At 50.4% G+C, this 19394-nt stretch carries 16 protein-coding genes; 9 read left to right on the forward strand and 7 right to left on the reverse strand.

What is annotated here, in order from left to right; all coding sequences use genetic code 11:
* Positions 1 to 39: 39 nt before the first annotated feature.
* From kdgA to zwf, 3 genes are all read right to left on the reverse strand, one after another.
* Positions 40 to 681 (reverse strand): bifunctional 4-hydroxy-2-oxoglutarate aldolase/2-dehydro-3-deoxy-phosphogluconate aldolase, encoded by a 642-nt coding sequence (gene kdgA / locus HV229_RS14770; protein ID WP_016152768.1) that lies wholly within the window; start codon positions 679 to 681, stop codon positions 40 to 42.
* Between the two features lie 34 nt (positions 682 to 715).
* The gene (edd, locus tag HV229_RS14775; RefSeq protein ID WP_049271196.1) at positions 716 to 2527 is read right to left on the reverse strand and encodes a phosphogluconate dehydratase; all 1812 of its coding nucleotides are present in this window, start codon (positions 2525 to 2527) and stop codon (positions 716 to 718) included.
* Between the two features lie 232 nt (positions 2528 to 2759).
* A complete protein-coding gene (gene zwf / locus HV229_RS14780; RefSeq protein WP_003034896.1) occupies positions 2760 to 4235 on the reverse strand; it encodes a glucose-6-phosphate dehydrogenase in 1476 nt (491 codons plus the stop codon).
* Between the two features lie 368 nt (positions 4236 to 4603).
* Here zwf and HV229_RS14785 point away from each other — a divergent pair, with 368 nt between their 5' ends.
* Together HV229_RS14785 and pyk are read left to right on the forward strand one after the other, a co-directional pair.
* Positions 4604 to 5473: a MurR/RpiR family transcriptional regulator gene (locus HV229_RS14785; RefSeq protein WP_019076523.1), complete on the forward strand. Its 870-nt coding sequence runs from the start codon at positions 4604 to 4606 to the stop codon at positions 5471 to 5473.
* Positions 5474 to 5591: 118 nt separating this feature from the next.
* Positions 5592 to 7034 carry a pyruvate kinase gene (pyk, locus tag HV229_RS14790; RefSeq protein ID WP_046276423.1) on the forward strand — a complete coding sequence of 481 codons (1443 nt, stop codon included), beginning with the start codon at positions 5592 to 5594 and terminating at the stop codon, positions 7032 to 7034.
* A gap of 46 nt (positions 7035 to 7080) precedes the next feature.
* On the opposite strand, the gene lpxM is transcribed toward pyk, so the two are convergent.
* The 3 genes from lpxM to znuA all read right to left on the reverse strand — a co-directional run bounded on the left by lpxM (position 7081) and on the right by znuA (position 10451).
* Complete coding sequence (lpxM, locus tag HV229_RS14795; protein WP_065554602.1) at positions 7081 to 8052, reverse strand: lauroyl-Kdo(2)-lipid IV(A) myristoyltransferase; 972 nt, start codon at positions 8050 to 8052, stop codon at positions 7081 to 7083.
* A 119-nt stretch (positions 8053 to 8171) separates the two neighbouring features.
* On the reverse strand, positions 8172 to 9491 hold the full coding sequence (mepM, locus tag HV229_RS14800; protein WP_181545735.1) for a murein DD-endopeptidase MepM: 1320 nt from the start codon (positions 9489 to 9491) through the stop codon (positions 8172 to 8174).
* A 15-nt stretch (positions 9492 to 9506) separates the two neighbouring features.
* Positions 9507 to 10451 (reverse strand): zinc ABC transporter substrate-binding protein ZnuA, encoded by a 945-nt coding sequence (gene znuA, locus HV229_RS14805; RefSeq protein WP_181545737.1) that lies wholly within the window; start codon positions 10449 to 10451, stop codon positions 9507 to 9509.
* Positions 10452 to 10529: 78 nt separating this feature from the next.
* Here znuA and znuC point away from each other — a divergent pair, with 78 nt between their 5' ends.
* The 7 genes from znuC (at position 10530) to roxA (ending at position 17897) form a co-directional block, all read left to right on the forward strand.
* A complete protein-coding gene (gene znuC / locus HV229_RS14810; protein WP_016152761.1) occupies positions 10530 to 11285 on the forward strand; it encodes a zinc ABC transporter ATP-binding protein ZnuC in 756 nt (251 codons plus the stop codon).
* On the forward strand, positions 11282 to 12067 hold the full coding sequence (znuB, locus tag HV229_RS14815; RefSeq protein ID WP_016152760.1) for a zinc ABC transporter permease subunit ZnuB: 786 nt from the start codon (positions 11282 to 11284) through the stop codon (positions 12065 to 12067). Before znuC ends, znuB begins: the two co-directional genes overlap by 4 nt.
* 704 nt (positions 12068 to 12771) lie before the next feature.
* Positions 12772 to 13629 carry a protein YibB gene (gene yibB, locus HV229_RS14820; protein ID WP_046276027.1) on the forward strand — a complete coding sequence of 286 codons (858 nt, stop codon included), beginning with the start codon at positions 12772 to 12774 and terminating at the stop codon, positions 13627 to 13629.
* Positions 13630 to 13842: 213 nt separating this feature from the next.
* Complete coding sequence (locus tag HV229_RS26320) at positions 13843 to 14154, forward strand: DUF3596 domain-containing protein (RefSeq protein WP_249025125.1); 312 nt, start codon at positions 13843 to 13845, stop codon at positions 14152 to 14154.
* A gap of 394 nt (positions 14155 to 14548) precedes the next feature.
* Positions 14549 to 15220 carry a two-component system response regulator PhoP gene (gene phoP / locus HV229_RS14830; RefSeq protein ID WP_003846709.1) on the forward strand — a complete coding sequence of 224 codons (672 nt, stop codon included), beginning with the start codon at positions 14549 to 14551 and terminating at the stop codon, positions 15218 to 15220.
* Complete coding sequence (gene phoQ / locus HV229_RS14835; protein ID WP_046274777.1) at positions 15220 to 16683, forward strand: two-component system sensor histidine kinase PhoQ; 1464 nt, start codon at positions 15220 to 15222, stop codon at positions 16681 to 16683. Before phoP ends, phoQ begins: the two co-directional genes overlap by 1 nt.
* Before the next feature lie 92 nt (positions 16684 to 16775).
* Positions 16776 to 17897 carry a [50S ribosomal protein L16]-arginine 3-hydroxylase gene (gene roxA / locus HV229_RS14840; RefSeq protein WP_016152697.1) on the forward strand — a complete coding sequence of 374 codons (1122 nt, stop codon included), beginning with the start codon at positions 16776 to 16778 and terminating at the stop codon, positions 17895 to 17897.
* Positions 17898 to 18001: 104 nt separating this feature from the next.
* Here the strand turns inward: roxA and pepT are convergent, their stop codons facing one another.
* On the reverse strand, positions 18002 to 19228 hold the full coding sequence (gene pepT, locus HV229_RS14845; RefSeq protein WP_016152696.1) for a peptidase T: 1227 nt from the start codon (positions 19226 to 19228) through the stop codon (positions 18002 to 18004).
* Between the last annotated feature and the right edge of the window lie 166 nt (positions 19229 to 19394).

Here is a 19394-nt window from a genome sequence, read left to right on the forward strand (position 1 = left end):
CTCGCAGGCCCGGTAATGATTACCGGGCATTTTACGCAATTACAGCTTCGCGCCTTCGACTGCTTCACGAGCCAGCTTGGTAATGCGTGCGTAATCGCCAGCTTCCAGGGCATCTGCCGGAACCAGCCAGGAACCACCGATGCACAGCACGCTTTTCAGTGCCAGGTAATCACGGTAGTTCGCCGGAGAGATACCGCCGGTTGGGCAGAAACGGACCTGAGAGAACGGACCCGCAATTGCCTGCAGCGCTTTAGTTCCGCCGTTGGCTTCCGCCGGGAAGAATTTGAACTCTTTCAAACCGTAGTCCATACCCAGCATCAGTTCAGAAACGGTGCTGATGCCTGGGATCAGCGGAATAGTGCCTTCAGTTGCAGCTTTCAACAGCGGCTCGGTCAGGCCCGGGCTGATAGCAAACTGCGCACCCGCTTCAGTGACTTCAGCCAGTTGCTGTGGATTCAGTACGGTACCCGCACCAACGATAGCGTCGGGAACTTCTTTTGCGATCGCGCGAATGGCATCCATCGCACATGCGGTACGTAAGGTCACTTCCAGAACACGCACGCCCCCTGCAACCAGCGCTTTTGCCATTGGCACCGCGTGTTCCAGTTTATTAACCACGATAACCGGTACAACCGGGCCAGTGGTCAGGATTGCTTCTGCACTTGTCTTCCAGTTTTTCATCAGAGTTTTCTCTCGCCTGATTACAAAATAAGTCTTAAAAAGTGATACAGGTTGCGCCCTGCTCCGCACCGGACAGCTTTTCACGCAACGCGCTGAACATTTCACGTCCCGTACCCACGCGCGATGCGCTGAGATCAGGAATGTGTGGCTGACGGGAGGCAAGTTCCTCTTCATCAACCAGCAGCGTCAATTCACCTGTCTGTCCATTCACACGAATGATGTCGCCATCGCGTACTTTTGCCAGCAGCCCGCCATCATAGGCTTCGGGGGTTACATGGATTGCTGAAGGCACTTTACCTGAAGCACCTGAAAGTCGTCCATCGGTAACTAACGCAATTTTGAAACAACGGTCCAATAATACACCAAGTGGCGGCATGAGTTTATGTAATTCTGGCATTCCGTTCGCTTTTGGTCCCTGATGGCGCACAACCACCACGCAATCCCGGTCAAGCAGACCGGCATCGAACGCGGGTAACACATCATGCTGACTTTCAAAGACAACTGCCGGCGCTTCAATAATCTGGTTTTCTACCGGTACCGCCGACGTTTTCATCACCGCACGCCCAAGGTTACCGCTCAGCACTTTGGTGCCGCCGTGGTGGGAGAATGGTTGGTCAAAGGTGGCGATCACGTTGCTGTCCAGAGACTTCGCTGCCCCTTCGCGCCAGTCCAGTTCACCCTCGTTAAGCCACGGTTCCATGGTGTAGCGGGATAAACCGAATCCGGCAACGGTGTTCACATCTTCATGTAGCAGACCCGCATTGAGCAGTTCACGCATTAACACCGGCACGCCACCCGCCGCCTGGAAGTGGTTAATATCTGCCGGACCATTCGGGTACAGACGCGCCATCAGCGGCACGATATCGGACAGATCGGAGAAATCATCCCAGTTAATCAGAATCCCGGCCGCACGCGCCATAGCCACCAGGTGCATCGTATGGTTGGTAGAGCCCCCGGTCGCCAGCAGCGCCACAATACCGTTCACTACCACTTTTTCATCGATCATTTTACCGATCGGCATCCATTCATTGCCATTGCCGGTCAGGCGTGTTACCTGACGGGCTGCAGCCGCGGTCAGCGCTTCACGCAGCGGCGCATCAGGATGTACAAATGAGGAGCCAGGCAGTTGCATACCCATAAACTCCACTACCATCTGGTTAGTGTTCGCCGTGCCGTAGAACGTACAGGTACCCGGAGCGTGATAAGACGCCGCCTCGGATTCAAGAAGCGCCATGCGATCGACTTTACCTTCAGCATACAGCTGACGGATACGCACTTTTTCTTTGTTCGCCAGACCGCTCGCCATCGGACCGGAAGGAATAAAGATTGACGGCAGATGACCAAATGACAGCGCAGCCATTACCAGGCCCGGGACAATTTTGTCGCACACGCCGAGGAACAACGCGCCGTCGAACATGTTGTGGGAAAGGCCCACTGCAGCAGACATCGCAATCACTTCACGACTGAGCAGAGAAAGCTCCATCCCATCTTGTCCCTGGGTCACACCGTCGCACATTGCAGGTACACCGCCAGCAACCTGGCCTACTGCATTGGCTTCATGCAGTGCTTTACGAATGATGGCCGGATAGTGTTCATACGGCTGATGCGCGGAAAGCATGTCGTTATAGGAGGTAATGATCGCGATATTGTTACGCAGCATGCTTTTCAGCGAGGCCTTATCGTCCGGCTGACACGCAGCAAAACCATGCGCCAGGTTACCGCATGCCAGTTGCGAGCGATGAACGGTAGTTGATTTCGCTTGTTCAATACGGGCGAGATAGGCGGAACGTGTGTCACGAGAACGTTCGACGATACGTTGTGTTACGCGTAACAAATTCGGATTCATAGAGGCTCCTAAAATTTATCTGTCAGAGCGTTGGATCAACAATGTGTTTCAGTTGGGTAAAAACAGCTGAATCGCTTGTTGGCCGTAGCTCAGGGGCAAAATCGTTTCAGGCAGTGTAATAAAAAAAGCCCCGCGGGTGAATCCACGCGGAGCTTAAAAGTGCAAAAATTATTCTACAATCTGTGTTAGATCATGTTACCGGTAAAATAACACCTATGGGCTAGGTGATATTTTACTCGAATTCGTTCCAGGAACGACCATCTCGGGTAATCATCGCCACAGAAGCAACCGGGCCCCAGGTCCCTGCCTGATACGGCTTCGGCGCGTCGTTGTCCATCGCCCAGGCTTCGGTAATTGAGTCGACCCACTTCCATGCTTCTTCAACTTCATCACGACGCACAAACAGCGCCTGTATTCCGCGCATTGTTTCGAGCAGCAGGCGCTCATAGGCGTCGGCAAGGTGCGTCTGGTTGAAGGTTTCGGAATAGCTCAGATCAAGCTTGGTAATTTGCAGATTATGCTTGTGATCCAGACCCGGCACTTTGTTCAATACCTGGATATCGACACCTTCATCAGGCTGCAAACGGATGGTCAACTTGTTCTGCGGCAGATCCTGCCAGGATTCTCTGAACAGATTCAGCTCAGGCGTTTTGAAGTAAACCACCACTTCAGAGCACTTCGTCGGTAAACGTTTACCGGTACGCAGGTAGAACGGAACTCCCGCCCAGCGCCAGTTATCGATATCCACACGGATCGCCACAAACGTTTCCGTGTTGCTGCTCTTGTTCGCGCCTTCTTCTTCCAGATACCCCGGCACTTTTTTGCCCTGGGCAAAACCCGCGGTGTACTGACCGCGAACCGTTTTTTCACGTACGTTCGAACGATCGATACGACGCAGCGATTTCAGTACCTTCACTTTTTCATCACGAATGCTGTCGGCGCTCAGATCGGACGGCGGAGACATCGCAATCATGCACAGGATCTGCAGCAGGTGGTTCTGAATCATGTCGCGCATTTGACCTGCCTGGTCAAAATAGCCCCAACGGCCTTCAATACCCACTTCTTCCGCCACGGTAATTTCTACGTGATCGATAGTGCGGTTATCCCAGTTGTTCACAAACAGGGAGTTGGCAAAACGCAGTGCCAGCAGGTTCAGGACCGTCTCTTTGCCAAGATAGTGGTCGATACGATAAACCTGACACTCTTCGAAATACTCGCCGACCTGATCGTTGATTTCACGGGATGTTGCCAGCGACGTACCCAGCGGTTTTTCCATCACAACACGGGCTGGTTTAGCATTCAGCTTTGCTTCACCCAGGCCTTTGCAGATCGCGCCAAAGGTGCTCGGCGGCATCGCGAAATAGTTAATGGTGGTACGTGATTTTTGATCCAGCATTTCGCCCAGACGGCTAAACGCGGCGGTGTCATTGACGTCCAGATTACAAAACTCCAGACGACCGCTGAGAGTCTCCCACAAACCTTCGTCGATTTTTTCTTTCATGAAGGTTTCGAGCGCTTCACGCACAACCTTGGTATAGGCTGCTTTGTCCCAGTCGGCACGCCCTACCCCAATGATACGGGTTTCCGGGTTAATCTGGCCGGCCTTTTCCAGTTGATACAGGGAAGGCAGCAATTTCCGCCGCGCCAGGTCGCCCTTCGCGCCGAAAATGACCAGATCACATGCCTGGGCTGTTTGCGTTACCGCCATGTCATTCTCCTCAATTAAGTGCCTGGTGCTTTTGCCAGACACTGGTTGTAATTTTATTACAGTGCACTGTACTGCTTTTACGTGAATCCGGAAACCGTAAACGCTTATCCAGCCGTGCTGTTACCGCGAACAGTCGCTTTATGGGCGTTTGCCGTTGCAAATTGGACAAAAAAGTCGTCTTTTTTCGTACCCCTGAAGACGTAAGAAAACCCGACTCCGATCATGTAATGAAAAAAAACAACAACTATTCTGTCCATTTTGCCCCGTTGCTGCATTAGCAGGGGTAATATCTATACACGAAATTATGCCCCGGTTTCTCCGTATCATTGAAATCGTTTTTGCCCATGACCCATGAGTCTACCTACATCATGAATATGCTGGAAAAAATCCAGTTAAAACTGGAACAGTTGAGCAAGTCAGAGCGTAAAGTCGCCGACATTATTCTTGCCTCTCCCGAGCGGGCAATCCATTCAAGCATCGCCACACTTGCTGTGGAAGCCAATGTCAGCGAACCGACGGTGAACCGTTTCTGTCGCAGCATGGATACCCGCGGCTTCCCTGATTTTAAACTGCATCTGGCGCAAAGTCTGGCAAATGGCACCCCTTATGTTAATCGCAATGTGGATGAGGATGACAGCGTAGAATCTTACACGGGGAAAATCTTCGAGTCAGCGATGGCAAGCCTCGACCACGTCCGCCAGTCTCTGGATAACGCAGCGGTAAACCGGGCAGTAGATTTATTAACTCAGGCGAAAAAAATTGCCTTCTTTGGCCTCGGTTCTTCTGCCGCAGTGGCGCATGACGCAATGAATAAATTTTTCCGGTTTAACGTACCGGTAATCTATTCCGACGATATTGTTCTGCAACGCATGAGTTGCATGAATTGTAGCGACGATGACGTCATTGTGCTTATTTCTCATACCGGAAGAACCAAAAGTCTGGTGGAACTGGCGCAGTTGGCGCGGGAAAATGACGCCATGGTTATCGCCCTCACCTCTCCCGGCACGCCACTGGCGCGTGAAGCAACGCTGGCAATTACTCTCGATGTACCGGAAGATACTGACATTTATATGCCCATGGTCTCTCGACTTGCTCAACTGACCGTGATAGATGTGCTGGCTACAGGATTTACTTTGCGCCGTGGGGCAAAATTTAGAGATAACTTGAAGCGTGTCAAGGAAGCGCTCAAGGAATCGCGTTTTGATAAAGAATTACTCATCAAGAGTGATGACCGCTAAAAGCAATAACAATGTTCTACCCTTTTATCATCCGGGTCGTTCATTTACCGTTAATATTTGAGAACGACCGGATTAATGTTCACGCAACACCAAGTTGTTTCAGTCAACGGAGTATTACATGTCCAGAAGGCTTCGCAGAACCAAAATCGTTACCACGTTAGGCCCGGCAACTGACCGCGATAATAACCTTGAAAAGATTATCGCCGCGGGTGCGAACGTCGTACGTATGAACTTTTCTCACGGCTCTCCAGAAGATCACAAACTGCGGGCGGATAAGGTCCGTGAAATTGCCGCAAAACTGGGACGTCATGTAGCTATTTTGGGTGACCTGCAGGGACCTAAAATCCGCGTATCGACCTTTAAAGAAGGTAAAGTATTTCTTAACGTTGGCGACAAGTTCCTGTTAGACGCCAACCTCGGCAAAGGCGAAGGCGACAAAGAAAAAGTCGGTATTGATTATAAAGGACTGCCTGCTGACGTCGTCCCGGGCGATATCCTGCTGCTCGACGACGGTCGCGTACAGCTTAAAGTGCTGGAAGTCCAGGGCATGAAAGTCTTCACCGAAGTTACCGTCGGTGGCCCACTGTCCAACAATAAGGGCATTAACAAACTGGGCGGCGGTCTCTCTGCTGAAGCCCTGACCGAAAAAGACAAAGCCGACATCGTCACCGCTGCGCAAATCAGCGTTGACTATCTGGCCGTCTCCTTCCCGCGCTGCGGCGAAGATCTGAACTATGCCCGCCGTCTGGCGCGCGACGCTGGCTGCGATGCGAAAATTGTCGCCAAGGTAGAACGTGCAGAAGCCGTCTGCGACCAGAATGCGATGGATGACATCATCCTTGCCTCCGACGTGGTGATGGTGGCGCGTGGCGACCTGGGCGTTGAAATTGGCGATCCTGAGCTGGTAGGTATTCAGAAAGCGTTGATTCGCCGCGCACGTCAGCTGAACCGTGCGGTCATTACCGCCACGCAGATGATGGAGTCGATGATCACCAACCCAATGCCGACCCGTGCGGAAGTGATGGACGTGGCTAACGCCGTCCTCGACGGTACCGATGCCGTTATGCTCTCTGCAGAAACTGCAGCAGGTCAGTACCCTGCTGAAACCGTCGCGGCTATGGCGCGCGTCTGTTTGGGTGCTGAGAAGATCCCGAGCATCAATGTTTCTAAACACCGCCTTGACGTGCAGTTTGATAACGTTGAAGAAGCGATTGCCATGTCAGCGATGTATGCCGCTAACCACCTGAAAGGGGTCACCGCTATCATCACAATGACGGAATCCGGTCGTACTGCGCTGATGACTTCACGTATCAGTTCTGGTCTGCCGATTTTCGCGATGTCTCGTCATGAACGTACGCTGAATCTTACTTCCTTGTATCGCGGCGTCACCCCAGTTCACTTTGACAGCGAAACTGACGGCGTCGTTGCCGCCAATGAAGCAGTGAATCTGCTGCGCGATAAAGGCTATCTGGTTTCCGGCGACCTGGTCATTGTGACGCAAGGCGATGTCATGAGCACCATTGGCTCAACGAATACCACGCGTATTCTGACCGTCGAGTAACGCCCCGTTTGATGTAAAAAAGCCTCTCGTTTGAGAGGCTTTTTTTTTATTTCTTCGGATAAAGATCTTTACGCTTATAAGGCTCAATTTCACCAGGTTTACGCGTCTTAAGCAGTTTTAGAATCCAGGTGTATTGCTCGAGATGCGGCGCCACAAAGATTTCCACTTCTTCGTTCATTCGTCTGGCAATGGTGTGGTCATCCGCCGTCAGGATGTCATCCATCGGAGGACGAACCTGAATCGTTAAGCGATGCGTTTTCCCATTGTATACCGGGAACAGCGGCACCACACGGGCGTGACACACCTTCATCAGGCGGCCAATCGCCGGTAACGTGGCTTTATAGGTAGCAAAAAAATCCACAAACTCGCTGTGCTCAGGGCCATGGTCCTGATCCGGCAGGTAGTATCCCCAATATCCCTGACGTACAGACTGAATAAACGGTTTGATGCCATCATTACGCGCATGCAAACGACCACCGAAACGACGGCGTACCGTGTTCCACACATAATCGAATACCGGATTTCCCTGATTGTGGAACATCGCAGCCATTTTCTGTCCCTGGGAAGCCATCAGCATCGCTGGGATATCTACGCCCCAACCATGAGGAACCAGAAAAATCACTTTTTCATCGTTGCGACGCATCTCTTCGATGATTTCCAGCCCCTGCCAGTCAACCCGATGCTGAATTTTTTCCGGGCCGCGTATGGCGAGTTCCGACATCATAACCATCGCCTGAGGTGCAGTCGCAAACATCTCATCGACAATAGCTTCACGCTCAGCTTCGCTGCGCTCAGGAAAGCAGAGGGATAAATTGATCAGTGCTCTGCGACGCGAGCTTTTTCCCAGCCGCCCGACCATTCTTCCAAGCTTTGCCAGAATTGGATCGCGAAATGATGCTGGCGTTAACGAAATGCCTGCTATCGCCGCCACACCCAGCCATGCACCCCAGTAGCGCGGATGGCGAAATGATTTGTGAAACTCGGGGATATATTCAATATTCTTTTTTTTCGTTTCCATGCTCTTCCAGTGTCTGGTGCGGCGAAAAGTAGATCTGCTGATAGTGTAGCGGCGCGCGATGCGCCGCACAAAATAAAAAAGCCGGCACGCATAGCGTACCGGCTCTGTCAGCGTGTTAATTAATCGAAACGCAACTGAGGAACAACCTCTCTCACCTGTGCCAGGTAATCGGTACGATCCGAGCCGGTCAGGCCTTCCGTGCGCGGCAGTTTCGCCGTCAGAGGATTCACTGCCTGCTGGTTGATCCAGACTTCGTAGTGCAGATGCGGACCCGTTGAACGCCCGGTATTGCCAGACAGCGCGATACGATCGCCACGTTTCACTTTTTGTCCTGGTTTGACCAACAACTTACGCAGGTGCATATAACGCGTGGTATAGGTGCGACCATGACGAACCGCAACATAGTATCCGGCTGCGCCGCTGCGCTTCGCTACAACCACTTCGCCATCACCCACCGACAGCACCGGCGTCCCCTGCGGCATCGCAAAGTCGACACCTTTGTGCGGCGCAACGCGTCCGGTCACCGGGTTCAGACGACGCGGGTTAAAGTTGGAAGAGATGCGGAACTGCTTAGCCGTCGGGAAACGCATAAAGCCTTTCGCCAGTCCGGTACCGTTGCGGTCATAGAACTTACCGTCTTCAGCACGGATTGCGTAATAATCTTTGCCTTCAGAACGCAAGCGTACGCCCAGCAGTTGGCTTTGCTCGCGTTTACCGTCCAGCATTTCGCGAGACATCAGTACCGAGAACTCATCGCCTTTTTTCAGTTTGCGGAAATCCATCTGCCACTGCATGGCCTTAATCACTGCGCTGATTTCAGAGCTGGTCAGTCCGGCATCTTTGGCACTGGCGACGAAGCTTCCGCCCACGGTGCCTTTGATTCGGCTGTTAACCCAATCGCCCTGCTGCATTTCGCTGCTCATTTTGAAACCCGTCGCGGTGCGATCGTAAGTACGGGTTTCACGACGGGAGACTTCCCAGGTCAGGCGCTGCAAATCACCTTCCGCGCCTAACGTCCAGGAAAGTTGCTGACCAATTTTCAGGTTACGCAGTTGTTTGTCGGAAGCCGCGAGCTGGCTGATGTCACCCATATCGATGCCGTACTGATTCAGAATACTGCTTAGCGTATCGCCCGTGGAGACGACATACTCATGCACGCCAGCTTCACCAGACGTTTTGTCATCCAGTTCGTCCTGTGGGATAGCTTCGTCTTCCTGAGCGGCCTGATCGATAGGTTCGCTGGCCTCAGGCAATAGTGAACGAATCTCGCTTTTTTCCAGCTCGATAGTTTTGACGATAGGTGCAGAATCAGGATGGTAAACATAGGGCCGCCAGACAGCGACGGCCAATGTCAGTACGGTAAGCGACCCCAGCATAACGCGATGGGGCCGCGGCAGATTATTAAATGCCAGAGCGACAGAGCGGGCTATCTGTTGCACGTAATCACTTCCTCATTAATCTCCTTTCAGGCAGCTCGCATACTGGTTGGCTAATTGGTTCAAAAACGCTGAATAGCTTGTTTTACCCAGTTTGATATTCGTTCCGAGCGGATCCAACGTTCCCATTCGAACGGATGTCCCTCTCGCGACGGCTTCAACGACCGCTGGCCTGAACTGTGGCTCAGCAAAAACGCAGGTTGCTTTTTGCTCAACCAACTGTGTTCTTATTTCATGTAAACGCTGCGCACCAGGTTGAATCTCAGGGTTCACGGTAAAGTGACCAAGCGGTGTTAGTCCGTAGTGTTTTTCGTAGTAGCCATAGGCGTCATGAAAAACGAAGTAACCTTTTCCCTTGAGCGGCGCGAGCTCGTTACCTACCTGCTTATCGGTTGCGGCTAATTGTGCCTCAAAATCCTTCAGGTTGGCGTCAAGTTTGGCTCGACTTTGCGGCATAAGTTCCACTAATTTTTCATGGATTGCAACCGCTGAGGCCCGTGCTATCTCTGGGGAAAGCCAAAGATGCATGTTGTAATCGCCGTGATGGTGATGCTCGTCACTTCTTTCACTGCCGGCATCATTATGTCCATGATCGTCATCATCGTCGTCAGCACCTTTCATGAGTAACGGTTTCACGTCATTGAGCTGCGCAATCGTTACCTGTTTTGCGTTAGGAATATTCTTGACTGATTTTTCCATAAACGCTTCCATCTCAGGTCCAATCCAAACGACTAAGTCCGCGCCCTGTAAGCGTTTTACGTCTGAAGGACGTAATGAGTAATCGTGTTCGGAAGCCCCGTCAGGCAGCAGAACCTGGGTGTCAGTAACCCCGTCAGCAATGGCTGAAGCGATAAACCCCAGTGGCTTAAGAGAGGCCACGACAGCGGCATTTGCCGACTGTGTTGCACTACCCCAAAGAGCAGCGGATAATGCTGCGAAAAGAAGCGTATTTTTATGTAACATAATGCGACCAATCATCGTAATGAATGTGAGAATTGTGATATTATAACATTCTATAACTTCTGCAAGACTAAAATTGATATGACGACTTTGGTTTCACTGGAAAATGTCTCGGTCTCTTATGGTCAACGCCGCGTCCTCTCTGACGTATCGCTTGAACTTCGACCCGGTAAAATATTGACGCTTCTCGGCCCAAATGGTGCCGGGAAATCTACGCTGGTGCGCGTTGTATTAGGGCTGGTAGAGGCTGATGAGGGAGTTATCAAGCGTAATGGTCGATTGCGGATTGGCTATGTGCCGCAAAAACTGTACCTCGATACGACGCTTCCGCTGACGGTAAGTCGGTTTATGCGCCTACGTCCCGGCACCAAAAAAGAAGATATCCTTCCGGCACTGAAGCGTGTTCAGGCCGGACATCTGATGAATGCGCCGATGCAAAAACTCTCTGGCGGGGAGACACAACGCGTCCTGTTGGCCCGTGCTTTATTGAATAAACCTCAGCTACTGGTGCTTGATGAGCCAACCCAGGGCGTGGATGTCAATGGGCAGGTCGCACTGTACGATCTTATCGATCAGTTGCGACGTGAACTGGATTGCGCCGTACTGATGGTTTCTCATGACCTGCATCTGGTGATGGCAAAAACCGATGAGGTACTGTGCCTGAACCATCATATTTGTTGTTCTGGTGCGCCGGAAGTGGTTTCCATGCACCCGGAATTCATCTCAATGTTCGGACAACGCGGTGCCGAACAACTCGGAATTTACCGTCATAATCATAATCACCGCCACGATTTACAGGGTCGTATCGTCTTACGCCGGGGAAATGGTCACTCATGATTGAATTGTTATTACCCGGTTGGTTAGCCGGGATCATGCTGGCCTGTGCCGCTGGCCCGCTCGGCTCGTTTGTGGTCTGGCGTCGAATGTCTTATTTCGGTGATACGCTGGCCCACGCTTCGCTACTGGGGGTCGCCTTTGGCCTGCTGCTGGATGTAAACCCTTTCTATGCGGTCATCGTCGTCACCTTGTTGCTGGCAGGCGGTCTGGTATGGCTGGAAAAGCGCCCTCACCTTGCGATCGATACTTTATTGGGCATTATGGCCCACAGTGCGCTGTCATTAGGGCTGGTTGTCGTCAGCCTGATGTCCAACATCCGTGTAGATCTGATGGCCTATCTGTTTGGTGATTTGCTCGCCGTGACGCCAGAAGATCTTATCTCCATCGCCATTGGGGTGGTTATCGTTCTGGCGATTTTGTTCTGGCAGTGGCGCAACCTGCTGTCGATGACCATCAGTCCGGATCTGGCATTTGTGGATGGCGTGAAGCTGCAACGCGTTAAGCTACTGCTGATGCTGGTCACAGCATTAACTATTGGCGTGGCGATGAAATTTGTCGGGGCGTTAATTATCACCTCGCTGCTTATTATCCCTGCGGCAACCGCCCGTCGCTTTGCCCGTACGCCAGAACAGATGGCAGGGGTTGCCGTTGGTGTGGGAATGATAGCGGTTACAGGCGGGCTGACCTTCTCGGCCTTCTATGACACCCCGGCAGGTCCTTCCGTGGTGCTGTGTGCTGCGCTGCTGTTTATCTTCAGCATGATGAAAAAACAGGCGAGCTAATGCGTATTTTAGCCGGATGGAGGCTATCACCTTATCCGGCTTTTTATTTCATGAACGACCCATCCTGAATAACATTGCCACATACCACTCGATCCAGTCGTTAGCGTGTTTCATCGTCCAGTTCCATTTAACCTTGATCAGTTCCTGGACGAACCACTGTGTGGTGACAGTCTTCCGGGCATTCGGTTCTCCATGTATCTAAGCATGCCAGGCCATTTCAATATCGCTACATCGTGGCATCATTACTCGCACTAACGAACATTAACCTGTGAGACGCAATCATACTCTTGTTTACACCGTGGTTGCAGCAACTCTCATTTCTGCTCACTATCAATTGGCCAGCCTAGTCATCTTTAATGATGTCCGTTATTACTCCAAATATCATGGAAGGAATACTGTTTTATTTAATTCAGCAACCTATGGTTATCATATATTATAAAAAAACAGACAGTTGCAAAGCAAATAATACCGCCATGTATTATTTATCATTAAATAATACATTGTGCTAACCTGTTGTTTGGTATATCCGTTGAAATCCTCAAAAATTCGATAAGTGCAACCCATTGTTTTTCATTTTAAATATCACATGATGCTTCCCGCCTCATGTTGATACTGATAGAATGCCTCCATATGACAGACATAATAAATATGTATTCAACATTTTAGTAGTTATTGGATAGGTATAAAACACGGGTTGTATGAAAATGAATTCATCTATTACCATAGTTACAGCGTTTTTCGATATAGGACGAGGAGACTGGACGAGTAATAAAGGTTTCTCTCCTCATTTAGAGAGAACATCTGATACCTATATTCAGTATTTTAAAAACCTGTCTGAATTAGATAATGATATGGTCATTTTTACATCCAGTGAACTTAAACCCAAAGTTGAAAAAATTAGACACGGGAAAAACACTGTTGTAGTGGCTTTAGATATTAATAAAAAATTTCGACATATTAAAAAAATAATTTCGCAGATTCAAAAAGATGTCGAATTCATAAGCAAGCTTGAAACTCGCCAGTTGATTAATCCCGAATACTGGTCCCCAGACTATGCACTGGTTTGCAATCTGAAAACATATTTTGTCAACAGAGCTATAGAGTTAAATCTTGTAAATAATGATATGGTTGCATGGGTTGACTTTGGTTACTGCCGTAGTGCAGAAGTAACCAGAGGGTTATCTCGATGGGATTATCCTTTCGACCGAAACAAAGTTAATTTCTTTACAGTTAAAAAAGGCCTGACAGTCAAAACTATCCATCAGGTTTTTGACCACATGATTAACAATCGCTCCTATATTATTGGTGGGGCAATCGTAGCAACACAAAAAAAATGGAAGGAATTTTACAAACTAGTTTGTCAGTGTCAAATAAAAACCCTCAAAAATAACATAGTTGATGACGATCAGGGTATTTTTATAATGTGCTACCATTACAACCCCCAATTAATAAAACTAAATTACTTGGGTAAGAACCGCTGGTTTAATCTGTTTAAACTATTCGGAAGGAAAGATTTAATTACTTTATCAAGAAGATTAAAAGTCTCTCTAATAGGAAAATAATCTTTAGCTGATGTATGAACAATGCTGATTCTAATCAGTCTCGGCATCGTTTTACATAAGTCTGTAATATAGTCAATGGAGATTCAGGCCAGATGATGTTTTGAGCATCCTCGGGGTTGATTCGGTAAAAATACGATTGGTATCGTTCATTTTAAACGGATCATATTTACCTATCGCGGCATACGTTGCCGCGAAGTCCTTCGGGGCTGGACAGTGAACAGCAACAACATCAAAAAAGCTGGAAATCTTCGCGCGCTCAGAACAAGCGAAATACAGTTCGGTAAGTTCGACTATGCGGAACGTTTCCCGGAACCCAAAACGCTTAAGAAGTTCATCACAGCCAAAAAAATCACCACGTTTAAAGAGCTGAGTGATTTTTTTACAGACACCAAATCCTTAGAGGTATCTGGTGCAACGCTGCTACCGCTTACTTCGGTCGTAAATACGTTACAGCGTGTAATCGCAGAAAATGCCCGTCTGGTAGATATTGAGCATGCCGACATTTTGCATTACCGAAAGGAGTGACTGACCGGGACAATTATTAACCCGGCAATGCCGAATCTGGCCAGACAGGGCCGCGCGCCCTCAACAGTCAATAAACAGAAGGCAGTTTTATCAGAAATGCTTAAGCTCGCAAACCGAAGCCAGTTTATATTGCATGCTCCTTATGAAGGCGTGTCGCGACTCAAGTTATCTAAAACTGATCCCGACCCACTTTTAATTCATGAGTACCAGGCACTGATAACCGCCCTTCCCCGTAGCCAGGCATTAATCATCATTGTTGCCGTACATACGGGGATGAGGCCAGGCGAGATATGCGCCCTCGCATGGGAAGATATTGTTTAATTTCATAGCGCTGCTTTCAATCTTCATAATCAGCGTTAAACTATTTATACCGTTATTTTAGGGAGAAACGATGATGCGCGTACTGGTTGTCGAGGATAATGCTTTATTACGCCACCACCTCAAGGTTCAGTTACAGGATTTAGGGCATCAGGTGGATGATGCAGAAGATGCGAAGGAAGCGGACTATTATCTGAATGAACATCTGCCGGATATCGCGATCGTTGATTTAGGACTCCCCGATGAAGACGGTTTGTCATTGATCCGCCGTTGGCGTAGCAATGAGGTTTCGTTGCCGATTCTGGTGTTAACCGCGCGTGAAGGCTGGCAGGACAAGGTGGAAGTACTCAGCGCCGGAGCCGACGATTACGTCACAAAACCGTTTCATATCGAAGAGGTGGCTGCGCGCATGCAGGCACTGATGCGTCGCAACAGCGGTCTGGCATCGCAGATTATTTCTCTTCCTCCTTTCCAGGTGGACCTCTCTCGACGCGAGTTATCCGTCAATGATGAAGTTATCAAGCTCACGGCGTTCGAATACACCATTATGGAAACACTTATCCGTAACAACGGCAAAGTGGTCAGTAAAGATTCGCTCATGTTACAGCTTTACCCGGATGCCGAGCTGCGTGAAAGCCACACCATTGATGTTCTGATGGGGCGTCTGCGTAAAAAAATACAGGCGCAATACCCAGATGATGTCATCACCACCGTGCGTGGCCAGGGATATCTTTTTGAACTGCGCTAATGAATAAATTATTGCGTCATTTTTTCCCGTTATCACTGCGGTTGCGCTTTTTACTGGCAACCGCGGGCGTGGTATTGGTGCTTTCGCTGGCCTACGGCATGGTTGCCCTGGTGGGCTACAGCGTCAGCTTTGATAAAACAACGTTCCGCCTGCTGCGGGGTGAAAGTAACCTGTTCTATACCCTGGCAAAATGGGAGAACGGTAAGATAAACGTCGAGCTGCCTGAGAATCTCGATATGCAAAGCCCAACAATGTCGCTGATCTATAACGAAGACGGTGAGTTGTTGTGGGCGCAGCGCAATGTTCCCTGGCTGACGCACAGTATCCAACCGGAATGGCTAAAAGCGAACGGTTTTCATGAGATTGAAGCCAATGTAGATGCCACCAGCACCTTACTGGGCGAAGATCACTCCGCTCAGCAGCAGCTAAAAGAAGTCAGAGAAGATGACGACGATGCCGAAATGACCCACTCGGTCGCCGTGAACGTCTACCCCGCCACTGCCAGAATGCCACAGTTGACCATTGTGGTTGTCGATACCATTCCTATTGAGCTAAAGCGCTCGTATATGGTATGGAGTTGGTTTATTTATGTGCTGGTCGCCAATCTGTTGCTGGTCATTCCGCTGTTATGGGTAGCCGCCTGGTGGAGTCTGCGGCCTATTGAATCGCTGGCGCGTGAAGTCCGTGAGCTTGAGGAACATCATCGAGAGATGCTAAACCCCGCCACTACGCGCGAACTGACCAGCCTAGTCCGCAATCTTAATCGACTTTTAAAAAGCGAACGCGAGCGCTACGACAAATACCGTACGACGTTAACAGACCTCACCCATAGCCTGAAAACACCGCTGGCGGTATTACAGAGTACGCTCCGCTCGATGCGTAATGAAAAAATGAACGTAAGCGACGCGGAACCCATCATGCTGGAACAAATCAGCCGTATTTCCCAGCAGATTGGCTATTACCTGCATCGCGCCAGCATGCGTGGTAGCAGCGTGCTGCTTAGCCGCGAACTGCATCCGGTCGCGCCGTTGCTGGATAAACTCACCTCGGCGCTAAATAAGGTGTATCAGCGTAAAGGCGTCAACATAAATCTCGATATCTCACCCGAAATCAGTTTTGTGGGCGAACAGAACGATTTTGTCGAAGTGATGGGCAACGTGCTGGATAACGCATGTAAATATTGTCTGGAGTTTGTCGAGATTTCAGCGCATCTGTCCGAAGATCAGCTACACATTCTGGTTGAAGATGATGGTCCAGGTATTCCGCAAAGCAAACGGGAAGTGGTGTTTGACCGTGGACAGCGTGTCGATACGTTACGACCAGGGCAAGGCGTTGGACTGGCGGTGGCGCGAGAAATCACCGAACAGTATGACGGGCAGATTATTGCAGGCGATAGCCTGCTGGGTGGCGCGCGCATGGAAGTTATTTTTGGCCGCCAGCAGCCGGGGCAAAAAGACGAGTAATCGCCGCATGTAATAAATATGTACTGATTTCCCGCTTGCGGTTAAGTATCCGTTATAATCGGTTGCAGATACCAGCCTGCGGGATGCTCATTATGGAATACCAACTCACACTTAACTGGCCCGATTTTCTTGAACGCCACTGGCAGAAACGCCCGGTGGTCTTAAAACGCGGGTTTAACAACTTTATTGATCCACTCTCTCCTGACGAACTGGCTGGACTGGCAATGGAAAGCGAAGTCGACAGCCGACTCGTCAGCCACCAGGACGGTAAATGGCAGGTTAGCCACGGTCCGTTCGAAAGCTATGATCATCTCGGCGAGAACAACTGGTCGCTGCTGGTACAGGCGGTCAATCACTGGCATGAGCCAACCGCCGCGCTGATGCGTCCGTTTCGTGAACTGCCAGACTGGCGAATCGACGATCTGATGATCTCCTTCTCTGTCCCCGGCGGCGGCGTTGGCCCACATCTTGATCAGTACGATGTGTTTATCATTCAGGGAACCGGGCGACGTCGCTGGCGCGTGGGCGAAAAACTGCAGTTGAAGCAGCACTGCCCTCACCCGGACCTGCTGCAGGTCGCCCCGTTTGAAGCCATCATCGATGAAGAGCTGGAACCCGGCGATATCCTGTACATTCCACCAGGATTCCCGCACGAAGGCTATGCGCTGGAAAACGCCATGAACTATTCGGTCGGTTTCCGCGCGCCGAATACTCGCGAACTGATCAGCGGCTTCGCCGATTACGTTTTGCAACGTGAGCTGGGTAGCACGTATTACAGCGATCCTGACCTGCCGCCGCGCGATCATCCGGCTGACGTTCTGCCGCAGGAAATGGACAAGCTGCGTGAAATGATGCTCGGACTGATTAATCAGCCGGAACATTTCCAGCAGTGGTTTGGCGAGTTTATATCTCAGTCTCGTCATGAGCTGGATATTGCTCCACCGGAGCCGCCGTATCAGCCAGACGAAATTTACGATGCCCTGAAGCAAGGGGATGTGTTAGTGCGTCTGGGCGGATTGCGCGTATTGCGCATCGGCGATGACGTCTACGCCAACGGTGAGAAAATTGATTCACCGCATCGCCCTGCCCTGGAAGCGCTTGCCAGCCATATTGTTCTGACGGCCGAGAACTTTGAGGATGCGCTGGAAGATCCGTCTTTCCTTGCCATGCTTGCCGCACTGGTTAACAGCGGATACTGGTTCTTCGAAGGATAATACGAACGGTGCCTGATGCGACGCTAGCGCGTCCTATCAGGCCTTTTGGAGTGAAATACTGTAGGCCGGATAAGCAACGCGCTATCCGGCATCTATCGATAAATTTACTGCTGCTTTGCGGTTAATTCCGCAATACGTACAATCACCCGCACCGCTTTTTCCATTCCTTCCAGAGTTACAAACTCATGTTTACCATGATAGTTGTAGCCTCCGGTGAACAGATTCGGACACGGTAACCCCATAAACGACAGCTGCGCGCCGTCGGTGCCGCCACGAATAGGTTTCAGCACCGGCTCAATATCGCAATCGCGCATCGCCTTCTGAGCGATATCCAACACGTGCGGATGCTCAATCACTTTTTCGCGCATATTGTAGTAGCTGTCTTCAATCACCAGTTCGATATAGCAATCCGGGTGTAACCCTTTGCCGACCTTTTTGGCGATCTCCATGATCTTGCGTTTGCGCGCTTCAAACTGCTTGCGGTCAAAATCACGGATGATGTAGTGCATATCCGCCCGATCGACCGTCCCTTTCATGCTCGCCAGATGATAAAAGCCTTCGTAGCCTTCCGTCGTTTCCGGGCTTTCGTCTGCCGGAACCTCAGCATGAATACGAGCAGCCAGCGACAGCGCATTCACCATCACCCCTTTTGCGGTACCGGGATGGACATTGTTGCCGACAATTTTGATATTAACCGACGCGGCGTTGAAGTTTTCAAATTCCAGCTCTCCCACGCCACCGCCGTCAACGGTATAGGCCCACTGCGCATCAAATGCCGCAACGTCAAAATGCTTCGCCCCTTTACCAACCTCTTCGTCCGGCGTAAAGGCCACGCGGATATCACCGTGCGGAATATCTTTTTGGATGAGCACCGCCAGCGCGGTCATGATTTCCGCCACGCCTGCTTTATCATCCGCGCCCAGCAGCGTTTTACCGTCTGTGGTGATCAGCGTCTGACCCAGAAGTTGATGCAGCACCGGGAACATCACCGGCGACAGAACTTCATCACCAATGCCTAACGCAATATCGCCGCCGCGATAGTTTTCAACGATTTGCGGATTAACGTTTTTACCGCTGAAATCCGGTGAGGTATCCACATGGGAAATAAAGCCGATCGCGGGAATATTGCCAGCAACGTTAGCGGGCAACGTGGCCATCAGCGTCCCCTTTTCGCTCAGTGAAATGTTAACCAGCCCCATCTCTTCGAGCTGTTGTTTGAGCAGTTGTAATAATTTCCACTGTCCTTCGGTGCTGGGTACCTGCCGCACGCCCGATTTTGATTGGGTGTCCAGCGACACGTAGTGTAAAAAACGCTCAAGTAGTTTATCCATGCAGTCACCCTCACTTTTTGTGACAACATTATCAATAAGCAACAAAAGACAAATATTGCGTCAGGTCACTTTTATCCCCGCAAGTGAGAATATTTCGCCCTGACATCCCCTCTGACTATAGGGCTAAGTCAGTAATTCGCAACAAGGATTGGCGATTACCATGGTT

The sequence above is a fragment of the Citrobacter sp. RHBSTW-00524 genome (assembly GCF_013747755.1).
GTDB lineage: Bacteria > Pseudomonadota > Gammaproteobacteria > Enterobacterales > Enterobacteriaceae > Citrobacter > Citrobacter braakii.

Coding starts and splice junctions, on each gene's coding strand:
- znuC (WP_016152761.1), top strand. CDS start 10,530: ATGACGACTTTGGTTTCACTGGAAAATGTCTCGGTCTCTTATGGTCAA.
- lpxM (WP_065554602.1), bottom strand. CDS start 8,052: ATGGAAACGAAAAAAAAGAATATTGAATATATCCCCGAGTTTCACAAA.
- zwf (WP_003034896.1), bottom strand. CDS start 4,235: ATGGCGGTAACGCAAACAGCCCAGGCATGTGATCTGGTCATTTTCGGC.
- kdgA (WP_016152768.1), bottom strand. CDS start 681: ATGAAAAACTGGAAGACAAGTGCAGAAGCAATCCTGACCACTGGCCCG.
- edd (WP_049271196.1), bottom strand. CDS start 2,527: ATGAATCCGAATTTGTTACGCGTAACACAACGTATCGTCGAACGTTCT.
- znuB (WP_016152760.1), top strand. CDS start 11,282: ATGATTGAATTGTTATTACCCGGTTGGTTAGCCGGGATCATGCTGGCC.
- phoQ (WP_046274777.1), top strand. CDS start 15,220: ATGAATAAATTATTGCGTCATTTTTTCCCGTTATCACTGCGGTTGCGC.
- HV229_RS14785 (WP_019076523.1), top strand. CDS start 4,604: ATGAATATGCTGGAAAAAATCCAGTTAAAACTGGAACAGTTGAGCAAG.
- yibB (WP_046276027.1), top strand. CDS start 12,772: ATGAATTCATCTATTACCATAGTTACAGCGTTTTTCGATATAGGACGA.
- pepT (WP_016152696.1), bottom strand. CDS start 19,228: ATGGATAAACTACTTGAGCGTTTTTTACACTACGTGTCGCTGGACACC.
- phoP (WP_003846709.1), top strand. CDS start 14,549: ATGCGCGTACTGGTTGTCGAGGATAATGCTTTATTACGCCACCACCTC.
- znuA (WP_181545737.1), bottom strand. CDS start 10,451: ATGTTACATAAAAATACGCTTCTTTTCGCAGCATTATCCGCTGCTCTT.
- roxA (WP_016152697.1), top strand. CDS start 16,776: ATGGAATACCAACTCACACTTAACTGGCCCGATTTTCTTGAACGCCAC.
- pyk (WP_046276423.1), top strand. CDS start 5,592: ATGTCCAGAAGGCTTCGCAGAACCAAAATCGTTACCACGTTAGGCCCG.